This window comes from Kluyvera sp. 1366, from assembly GCF_054823405.1.
The window spans coordinates 435,182-445,426 of record NZ_JBTRDW010000006.1; the positions used below are offsets into that span (position 1 = coordinate 435,182).

The window sequence follows — 10,245 nt, forward strand, 5'->3', positions numbered from 1 at the left end:
GTGATTGATGCAATGAGACTGATACAGCTTTCACGAGATTCATTAAATTTCCCACCACCGGAAATGGCGCTGCGCGAGCCCAATGGATTATTGGCGATGGGCGGCGATCTCTCCCCTGCCCGCCTGATGAATGCTTATCAGCGAGGCATTTTTCCGTGGTTTTCTCCTGGCGATCCGATTCTCTGGTGGTCGCCGGATCCCCGCGCGGTCATGCTGCCAGAATCTTTCCATCTCAGCCGCAGTATGGCGCGCTTCCATAAGCGCTCACCGTATCGCGTCACCATGAATCATGCGTTTCCGCAGGTGCTGGAAGGCTGCGCCAGCGGCCGTCAGGAAGGGACATGGATCACTTTCGAAGTGAAACGTGCGTGGTTGCGGTTGTACGAACTGGGCCATGCACATTCGATTGAAGTCTGGTGCGAGCAGCAACTGGTCGGCGGGATGTATGGCCTGGCGCTGGGGCAAATTTTTTGCGGTGAATCGATGTTCAGCCGTCAGGAAAATGCCTCGAAAACCGCGCTCTGGGTGTTCGCACAACATTTTCTGGCGCATCAGGGCCGGCTGATTGATTGTCAGGTGCTGAATCCGCATACCGCGTCCCTCGGTGCGGTGGAAATTCCTCGCGTTGATTATCTGCAGTACGTGCAAACGCTGGCGTGGCAACCGGTTTCCGAGAGTTGCTGGCACACACAAACCCTTTTTTGACATCGGTCACCGATGTTTTGCACACAATTCCCGACAAAAGTGATACAATAAGCGAGTTTGGTATGTCGTCCGCGCTTCGCTGTGGCGAGCCGGAATTGCCAGGTTGGGAATCTCACACATTTCCCGAAGCTGTTTTGATTGTGCAACTGATGCCGATTGCTACAGATTCTTAGCCCGCTAATCCCCCGCAGACGTCAAAAAACACCCTAATTTATCCGTACTGCACGCGCAACGGCGCGACGCACGGCGAAGCGTTGGCAAAATCATCAACGGTTCTTTACATAAATCATGGAATTCGGCATTATCTTGCCGGTTCAACAGTTTGGTAGTACACCCAGAGGATTCGATGGCCAAAGAAGACAATATTGAAATGCAAGGTACCGTACTGGATACGTTACCGAACACCATGTTCCGCGTAGAGCTTGAAAACGGGCACGTGGTTACCGCTCATATCTCCGGTAAAATGCGCAAAAACTATATCCGCATCCTGACGGGCGACAAAGTGACTGTCGAGTTGACCCCGTACGACCTGAGCAAAGGCCGCATTGTCTTCCGTAGTCGCTAAGTAGATATTTCTATCTCGCGCTGATGACACAAACTTAGCGCAAAAAAAAGGCCGGATTCGCATCCGGCCTTTTTCATATCTGCATAACGCTTAGTGTACAGTACCTTCGGTTTTACGTTTTTCCGCACTCAGGAAGTGGTAAGTCAGCTGGTTTTTATCTTTATCCAGCGCTACTGATACCGATCCACCATCAACCAGCGAACCAAACAGCAGTTCATTCGCCAACGGTTTCTTCAGATTTTCCTGTACGGCACGTGCCATCGGACGCGCACCCATCGCTTTATCGTAGCCTTTATCAGCCAGCCAATCGCGCGCATCATCGCTAACTTCCAGCGATACGCCCTTCGCATCCAGCTGAGCCTGCAACTCGACGATAAACTTATCCACTACCTGATGAATCACTTCCTGAGACAGGTGACGGAACCAGATAATGTTATCGAGACGGTTACGGAACTCTGGGGTGAAGATCTTTTTGATCTCTTCCATCGCGTCAGTACTGTTGTCCTGATGAATCAGGCCAATCGACTTACGTTCAGTCTCACGCACACCGGCGTTGGTGGTCATCACCAGCACCACATTGCGGAAATCTGCTTTACGACCGTTGTTATCGGTCAGCATACCGTTGTCCATCACCTGCAGCAGCAGATTGAAGACATCCGGGTGCGCTTTCTCGATCTCATCCAGCAGCACCACAGCGTGCGGATGTTTAATCACCGCATCAGTCAGCAAACCGCCCTGATCGAAGCCAACGTAGCCCGGAGGCGCACCAATCAAACGGCTGACGGTGTGACGTTCCATATACTCGGACATATCAAAACGCAGCAGCTCGATACCCAGCGCTTTTGCCAGCTGGACGGTAACCTCTGTTTTACCGACACCGGTTGGGCCCGCAAAAAGGAAGGAACCGACCGGTTTACGATCCTGGCCCAAACCTGCACGGCTCATTTTGATCGCTTCAGTCAGTGCTTCAATCGCATTATCCTGACCAAACACCAACATTTTCAGGCGATCGCCGAGATTTTTCAGCGTATCACGATCGGTTTGTGACACGCTCTGCTCAGGAATACGCGCAATACGTGCCACCACCGTTTCAATATCCGAAACGTTAACGGTTTTCTTACGCTTGCTGACGGGCACCAGACGCGCACGCGCACCGGCTTCGTCAATCACGTCAATCGCTTTATCCGGCAGATGACGATCGTTGATGTACTTCACCGCCAGCTCCACCGCCGCACGCACCGCTTTGGCGGTATAACGCACGTCATGGTGCGCTTCGTACTTCGGTTTCAAGCCGTTAAGAATTTGCACGGTCTCTTCCACAGAAGGCTCGGTGATATCGATCTTCTGGAAACGACGCGCCAACGCACGATCTTTCTCAAAAATGTTGCTGAATTCCTGATAGGTCGTTGAACCCATCACGCGAATTTTGCCGCTGGAGAGCAACGGTTTGATCAGGTTCGCCGCATCAACCTGGCCACCCGATGCCGCACCGGCACCGATGATGGTATGAATTTCATCAATAAACAGGATGCTGTTACTGTCCTGCTCCAGCTGTTTCAGCAGCGCTTTGAAGCGTTTTTCAAAATCACCACGGTATTTGGTACCCGCCAGCAGCGAACCGATGTCGAGTGAATAGATGGTGCACTCTTTCATCACTTCCGGTACGTCGCCCTGCACAATGCGCCAGGCAAGCCCTTCGGCAATCGCGGTTTTACCCACGCCCGATTCCCCCACCAGCAGCGGGTTATTCTTACGACGACGGCATAACACCTGAACAGTACGTTCCAGCTCTTTATCGCGGCCGATCAGCGGATCGATTCCGCCGACACGAGCAAGCTGATTAAGATTGGTGGTGAAGTTTTCCATACGATCCTCCCCGCCTGCTTGCTCTTCGTTAACCGGATTCTCCGCATTGTTCTGCGGCTGGCCGGGTTCGTCTTTACGCGTACCATGGGAGATGAAGTTCACCACATCGAGACGGCTCACTTCGTGTTTGCGCAGCAGATAAGCCGCTTGCGACTCCTGCTCGCTGAAAATCGCGACCAGCACGTTCGCGCCTGCGACTTCGCTGCGACCGGAGGACTGGACGTGGAATACCGCGCGCTGCAGCACACGCTGGAAGCTGAGCGTAGGTTGGGTATCGCGCTCCTCTTCACTGGCAGGCAGCACCGGCGTGGTTTGTTCGATGAAGGCTTCGAGTTCCTGACGCAGAGCCACGATATCCACCGAACAGGCTTCCAGTGCCTCTCTGGCCGACGGGTTACTGAGCAATGCCAGCAACAGATGCTCGACGGTCATAAACTCATGACGGTGCTCGCGCGCTCTGGCGAAAGCCATATTTAAACTGAGTTCCAGTTCTTGATTGAGCATTTGGCACCTCCCCCAATTATCGCTCTGACAACCTATCTCCTATATGGAGATGGCTTCAGGCTTTTTCTAGCGTACACAGCAACGGATGTTCATTATCTCGTGCGTAATTGTTCACCTGGGCTACTTTGGTCTCCGCCACTTCTGCAGTGAATACACCACAGATTGCTTTTCCATGGTAGTGAACTTTCAACATCAGCTGCGTTGCACGTTCAATATCATAAGAAAAGAACTTTTGCAGAACGTCAATAACAAATTCCATAGGTGTATAATCGTCATTATTCAGAATGACTTTATACATTGAAGGCGGCTTTAACCCTTCGCGTACTTTATCTTCGGCTAGATGTTCAAAATTAAGCCAGTCGTTTGTGTTTGCCATAATGTTCCGTCGAAATTCTGCGTTACGGTTGTGCACATCTCTGCGCCCATTCCTAAAGTTTAACATGCCTGTCAAGCCGGTTTTCAGTTGATAAAAACTGGCCCTAAAAGCACATGCGCGACCTGTATCACAAAATTTGCAATAGCGTTAACTGCCTCAAATTTTGATGAATTTATCCCCGTCCGCCAGGGCCGTTTGCTTGACGGTAAGGTCCGTTTCTCTACATTCTACTAACACAAGCTGATTGAGTTTTAAACAAACTCGACTCACAGCTTCGATGACCTCACCTACTTATCAAAATGTCTTGCGAGGGAAGTAAAAGCATGGAGACGGGTACAGTAAAATGGTTCAATAACGCCAAAGGCTTCGGGTTTATCTGTCCGATTAGCGGCGGCGACGATATCTTCGCACACTACTCCACGATTCAGATGGAGGGATACAGAACGCTGAAAGCTGGCCAGCAGGTTCAGTTTGATGTCCATGAAGGACCAAAAGGCAATCATGCCAGCCTGATCGTGCCCTGTGAAGCCACGCAAGCCGCGGTCGCTTAACGCGCATGCTGTTTCACGTATTCTGACCACTCCCGAAAAAAAATGCCAGCCGCAGACGCTGGCATTTTTATTTGGCGCATCTCACCCTTTCCTCAATCCGCCCGGCCGCGAGCCAACCACATCACGCGCGCAAACAGCTGATCCAGCAACGGCGGAATCGCCTGCGGCCCGCGTTCAGCCGCAGCCATCGCGACGGCAATCGCCAGCTCAGGTTTCGAGCTGTGCTGAATAGCTTTACTAATAATACGCCGCGTGTTCATCGGCGCGTTTAACGGCAGGTGCGCCGTCTGGTAATAAACATCGCTGAAACCCTGCTTATAGAGAAAATGTTCAATATCCGGTGCCGGAAACTGCGTGAGATGATCGCTTTCCCGTGACGCCGACGGTAGCTGGCTGCGGGCAGTCGCCGCATATTTGCTGCCCGCCTGGTCGCCGTCGGTCAGCACATGCCAGGCGATGCCCATGCGTTGGGCGAACTTCAGCAGCGGTTTCAAACCCGATTGCGCAAACTCAATGACTTTCACCCCTTCCGCCGCGAAGTGATAGCCACGCTGCCGCGCCAGTTCATTGATAATCCACACTTCGGTCTCGCCTTCCACCAGCAGCCAGCAGCGGGCAAACAGCGCCGACGGACGATTCACGCGGATGTGGAAACCGATACGGCGACTCTCTTCAGCACTTAAACCTTCAGGCCCAATGCGCCATGCCGCCACCCGCGTGGATTCACGCACCAGCCGACACATATTTTCCAGTGGCACCTGCGATAGCAGTTCACCCGAGTTGGTGGTGGCGATTTTTTGTAGCGGCATCAGTTCCAGTAAATTCCACGCCACCGACAGCATAATGGGATGCAGCCGCGTCTCCGGATCTTCCACCAGCAGCAGCGGATGCGCACCCGCCGGCAGCGGCTCGTTGCCGTGCGCCTGAATCAATAGCGAGAACATGCGCAGCAGAATCACCTGACGACTGCGTGATTCGGTGCCGGCAATCAGGTGATTAAGTTTATCCAGCGATCGCCAGCCTTCGCTGCCATCGCGAACTTCCGGTGCCACGCGCGGCGCGCTGCTGCCTGACTGCTGCACCAGAAAATAGTGTTCCAGCAGCTGCTGCATAGTATGCAATCCCTGACGCAGCAGATCGTCACTCAGCGTTTGCGGGCGCACCACCAAATCGCGCGTCAGCTTTTCCACTTCCTGCGCCAATGCAGTCAGCGTCGTCTCGCGGCGCTCCGCATCGCTGTCAGCATGGCGGTTACGACGGCCAAAACGCGCATCGCGTAAACGCAATACCGGATAATAAGCGCGCAGATGTGCCAACGCTGCGTCAGTGCCTGCCGCTGGCAACACATCGTTATGCTGATCGATGAAACGCCAGCTGGTTTTTACACCCTGATCCTGACGTTTAGCACGCGTGCTGAAACGGATATAGCGGCCATGCTCATCGTGCTGCCAGAAGGGCTGAAACAACGCACTCTCATCATCGCTCTGGGCACGAAAACGAAATACCAGCTGCAACTGGCGCATGCGGGCATCAATGTCGCCGGGCGGGAAGTGAAAGTCGTGTTCGCTAAACTGATAAGGCTCGGCGGCGGGCGCCAGCAACAGCGTCAATGCATCGAGCAGGCTCGATTTACCCCAGGCATTTTCCCCAATCAACACATTGGTGTTGGTCAACGGCAATGACAGCCGATTAATACCGCGAAAACCGTGAATATCGATATGTTCCAGAATCATCATACATTCCATCTGCTGCTTTGCCTGAGCATGGTCCGCCACGCTGCGTTGGTCAAGTCAGCGCCAGGGGAAAAGGTTTACACTTCAACCGTTTTTCGCTAGCGTGGCAGCCCGCAAATCATGGATAGAAACCTCACATGTACGTATTGATTATCATCCTTTTGCCGCTGATTTTCGGCTATCTGCTGCCGCTGCGCCACACCACGCTTTTACAGGCGGTTGCCCGCACGCTGAGCGCGCTGGTCTACATCATTCTGTTCTTTATGGGCACCAGCCTGGCATTTCTCGATAACCTGAGCAGCAATTTGCTGGCCATTTTCCACATCGCGCTGGTGAGCATGCTGAGCATTCTTGCCTGCTCGCTGCTGGCGCTGTGGCTGCTGGAGCGACGCTGGCCGTGGCGTCATCAGCACAAGCCACAAGCGCTGCCGTCGCGTCTGCACATGGCGCTGGAGTCGCTCAAGCTGTGCGGTTCGGTGCTGGCGGGCTTTCTGCTCGGTTTGAGTCAATGGGCGCCGCTGCGTCACGCCTCGACCATCAGTGAATACGCCTTGATGCTGATGCTATTGCTGGTCGGTATTCAGCTGCGCAGCAGCGGCATGACGCTACGTCAAATCACCATCAACCGGCGCGGCATGCTGGTGGCGCTGGTATCGCTGTGCAGCGCGCTGGTGGGCGGCGTAATGGCCGCGCTGCTGCTGGATCTGCCGATCAAAACCGGCCTGGCGTTAGCCAGCGGTTTCGGCTGGTATTCGCTCTCCGGCATTCTGATGAGCGAATCGTTCGGCCCGGTGATAGGCAGCGCCGCCTTCTTCAACGACCTGCTGCGTGAGCTGATCACCATTATGCTGATCCCGCTGCTGATCACCCGTCAACGCAGCATGACGCTGGGCTTGAGCGGCGCAACCTCGATGGATTTCACGCTGCCAATCCTGCAACGCACCGGCGGCATGGAGATCGTGCCCGCTGCGATTGTGCACGGTTTTATTATGAGTTTGCTGGCGCCAATCCTTATCGCCCTGTTCTCGGCATAACGCATTTTTTCACGCCTGCACGCCAGCTTCATCGTCTACGCTTTCTGACTGACACGTTTTCGCCATCGGCATGGATGGCTCAACACCAGAAAGGAGCATAACGATGAAGCAAACTGTGGCGGCAATGCTGGCAAAAACTTTGGAAAACGCCGGCGTGAAACGCATTTGGGGCGTCACCGGTGACTCTCTCAACGGGCTGAGCGACAGCCTGAATCGCATGGGCACCATCGAATGGATGCCGACGCGCCATGAAGAAGTGGCAGCCTTCGCGGCCGGCGCTGAAGCACAAATCAGCGGTGAATTGGCGGTATGCGCCGGTTCCTGTGGACCGGGCAACCTGCATCTCATCAACGGCTTGTTTGATTGCCACCGCAATCACGTTCCGGTTTTGGCCATCGCCGCCCACATTCCTTCCAGCGAAATTGGCAGCGGCTATTTTCAGGAAACCCACCCGCAAGAATTATTCCGCGAATGCAGCCACTATTGCGAGCTGGTTTCCAATCCGGAGCAGCTGCCGCAGGTGCTGGGCATTGCGATGCGTAAAGCGATTCTCAATCGTGGCGTATCAGTGATTGTGATCCCCGGCGACGTGGCATTGCAGCCGGCCCCGGAAAGCGCACGCAGCGAATGGTATCCGCCGCAGTTGCCGCACGTGGTGCCAACCGCCCGTGAAGTGGCCGCCTTAGCTGAAACGTTGAATGCAGCGAAAAATATCACCCTGCTGTGTGGCAGCGGTTGCGCTGGCGCGCATGACGAAGTGGTGAAGCTGGCAGAAACGCTAAAAGCGCCGATTGTGCACGCGATGCGCGGTAAAGAGCACATCGAATATGATAACCCTTACGATGTCGGCATGACCGGATTGATTGGCTTCTCCTCTGGTTTCCACGCCATGATGAATGCCGATACCTTAGTGCTGCTGGGGACGCAATTCCCCTACCGCGCCTTCTATCCGGCCGATGCCAAAATCATTCAGATCGACATCAATCCGGGCAGCCTTGGCTCACACAGCCATGTGGATATGGCGCTGGTGGGTGACATCAAAACCACCTTGCATGCGCTGCAGCCGCAGCTCACCAGCAAAACCGATCGTCAGCATTTGGACAAAGCGCTGGAGCATTATGTCGATGCGCGCAAAGGGCTGGACGAACTGGCCACCGCTAACGATAAGCTGGCGATTCACCCGCAATATCTGGCCCAGCAAATCAGCGAATACGCCGATGACGACGCCATCTTTACCTGCGACGTCGGCACGCCAACCGTGTGGGCAGCGCGCTATCTGAAGGTGAACGGCAAACGTCGTTTGATCGGCTCGTTCAATCACGGTTCGATGGCCAACGCCATGCCGCAGGCGTTGGGCGCGCAGTCGCTGGACAAGCAGCGTCAGGTGGTGGCGCTGTGTGGCGACGGCGGTTTTAGCATGTTGATGGGCGATTTCATTTCGGTGGCGCAGCTCAAGCTGCCGGTGAAACTGGTGATCTTCAATAACAGCGTGCTGGGCTTTGTGGCGATGGAGATGAAAGCCGGTGGCTATCTGACCGACGGCACCGACCTCGAAAACCCGGATTTCGCCGCCATCGCCGCCGCCTGCGGCATCAAAGGCATTCGCGTCGAGAAAGCCTCCGATCTTAACGGCGCGCTGCAGGAAGCCTTTGCGCACGATGGCCCGGTGTTGCTTGACGTGCTTACCGCCAAAGAAGAGTTGTCGATGCCGCCGCAGATTAAAGCCGAGCAGGCCAAAGGTTTCAGCCTCTACATGATGCGTGCCATTCTGAATGGACGCGGTGATGAGATCGTGGAGCTGGCGAAAACCAACTGGCTAAGGTAAAACAATTCAGGCCAAACATGATGATAACGCGGGCGCTTCGCCCGCTTTTTTATTTCAGGAGAGCGACGTGATCGATCTACGCAGTGATACCGTAACCCGCCCGAGTGCTGCCATGCTCGATGCCATGATGGCAGCCGAAACCGGCGATGATGTCTACCGCGATGACCCCACCGTACACGCACTGGAAGTCGAAGCCGCACGCTTGAGCGGCAAAGCCGCCGCCCTGTTCTTCCCCACCGGCACGCAAGCTAATCTGGTAGCGCTGCTGTGTCACTGCCAGCGCGGCGATGAATATATCGTCGGTCAGCAGGCGCACAACTACAAATATGAAGCCGGCGGCGCAGCGGTGCTCGGCAGCATTCAGCCACAGCCAATTCTGCATGCGGAAGATGGTTCCCTGCCGCTGGCGGAAGTGGCCGCCGCCATCAAACCCGACGATTTCCACTTCGCCCGCACCCGTCTGTTGAGCCTGGAAAACACCCATCACGGTAAAGTGCTGCCGCTCAGCTATCTGGAGCAAGCGTGGATCTTCACCCGCGAGCACAAGCTGGCGCTGCACATTGATGGCGCACGTATTTTTAACGCCGTGGTGGCACAGAATGTGGAGCTGGAAGCGATTGCGCGTTACTGCGACACCTTAACCATCTGCCTGTCAAAAGGCCTCGGCACGCCGATTGGTTCGCTGCTGTGTGGCGATGAAGCCTACATTGAGCAAGCGCGTCGCTGGCGCAAAATGACCGGCGGCGGCATGCGCCAGTCGGGCATTCTGGCCGCGGCGGGGCTGTATGCGTTGAAGCACAATGTCGCGCGTCTCAAAGAGGATCATGATAATGCGGCATGGTTAGGCGAGCAGCTCAGCGCCATCGGTGTTGAAGTGCTCAATCAGCACACCAACATGCTGTTTGTGAAGGTGCCATCAGAGAAAGTTGACGCGCTGAAAAGCTGGATGCAGTCGGGCGATGTGCTAATCAGCGTTGGGCCCGTAACGCGTATTGTCACGCATCTGGATGTCAGCCGTCAGGATCTGCAACGGTTGGTGGCGCACTGGCAGGCATTCCTGCAGCAGTAAACAAACGGTCGCCATTT

The 10,245-nt window shown here is 54.9% G+C and carries 9 protein-coding genes; 6 read left to right on the plus strand and 3 right to left on the minus strand.

Features of this window, described 5'->3' with window-relative positions:
- The first annotated feature begins 12 nt into the window (after nucleotides 1-12).
- Nucleotides 13-705, plus strand: coding sequence for a leucyl/phenylalanyl-tRNA--protein transferase (gene aat, locus ACVLVH_RS16225; protein WP_101760971.1), 693 nt, complete (start codon nucleotides 13-15; stop codon nucleotides 703-705).
- Between the two features lie 346 nt (nucleotides 706-1,051).
- Entirely contained in the window at nucleotides 1,052-1,270 is a 219-nt protein-coding gene (gene infA, locus ACVLVH_RS16230) for a translation initiation factor IF-1 (protein WP_002211347.1), read from the plus strand.
- Nucleotides 1,271-1,360: 90 nt separating this feature from the next.
- On the opposite strand, the gene clpA is transcribed toward infA, so the two are convergent.
- Nucleotides 1,361-3,640 carry an ATP-dependent Clp protease ATP-binding subunit ClpA gene (gene clpA / locus ACVLVH_RS16235; RefSeq protein WP_064740732.1) on the minus strand — a complete coding sequence of 760 codons (2,280 nt, stop codon included), beginning with the start codon at nucleotides 3,638-3,640 and terminating at the stop codon, nucleotides 1,361-1,363.
- Nucleotides 3,641-3,695: 55 nt separating this feature from the next.
- On the minus strand, nucleotides 3,696-4,016 hold the full coding sequence (clpS, locus tag ACVLVH_RS16240) for an ATP-dependent Clp protease adapter ClpS (protein WP_007887621.1): 321 nt from the start codon (nucleotides 4,014-4,016) through the stop codon (nucleotides 3,696-3,698).
- Nucleotides 4,017-4,339: 323 nt separating this feature from the next.
- Between clpS and cspD the strand changes: the two genes are divergently transcribed.
- A complete protein-coding gene (gene cspD / locus ACVLVH_RS16245) occupies nucleotides 4,340-4,567 on the plus strand; it encodes a cold shock-like protein CspD (RefSeq protein ID WP_007887624.1) in 228 nt (75 codons plus the stop codon).
- Nucleotides 4,568-4,659: 92 nt separating this feature from the next.
- On the opposite strand, the gene ACVLVH_RS16250 is transcribed toward cspD, so the two are convergent.
- Nucleotides 4,660-6,300 carry an ATP-dependent nuclease gene (locus ACVLVH_RS16250; protein WP_192413982.1) on the minus strand — a complete coding sequence of 547 codons (1,641 nt, stop codon included), beginning with the start codon at nucleotides 6,298-6,300 and terminating at the stop codon, nucleotides 4,660-4,662.
- 137 nt (nucleotides 6,301-6,437) lie between these two features.
- Between ACVLVH_RS16250 and ACVLVH_RS16255 the strand changes: the two genes are divergently transcribed.
- The 3 genes from ACVLVH_RS16255 to ltaE all read left to right on the plus strand — a co-directional run bounded on the left by ACVLVH_RS16255 (nucleotide 6,438) and on the right by ltaE (nucleotide 10,228).
- Nucleotides 6,438-7,334 (plus strand): LysO family transporter, encoded by an 897-nt coding sequence (locus ACVLVH_RS16255; protein ID WP_192413882.1) that lies wholly within the window; start codon nucleotides 6,438-6,440, stop codon nucleotides 7,332-7,334.
- 103 nt (nucleotides 7,335-7,437) lie between these two features.
- Complete coding sequence (poxB, locus tag ACVLVH_RS16260) at nucleotides 7,438-9,159, plus strand: ubiquinone-dependent pyruvate dehydrogenase (protein WP_498949737.1); 1,722 nt, start codon at nucleotides 7,438-7,440, stop codon at nucleotides 9,157-9,159.
- A gap of 67 nt (nucleotides 9,160-9,226) precedes the next feature.
- On the plus strand, nucleotides 9,227-10,228 hold the full coding sequence (ltaE, locus tag ACVLVH_RS16265) for a low-specificity L-threonine aldolase (protein WP_192413886.1): 1,002 nt from the start codon (nucleotides 9,227-9,229) through the stop codon (nucleotides 10,226-10,228).
- Nucleotides 10,229-10,245 lie beyond the last annotated feature (17 nt).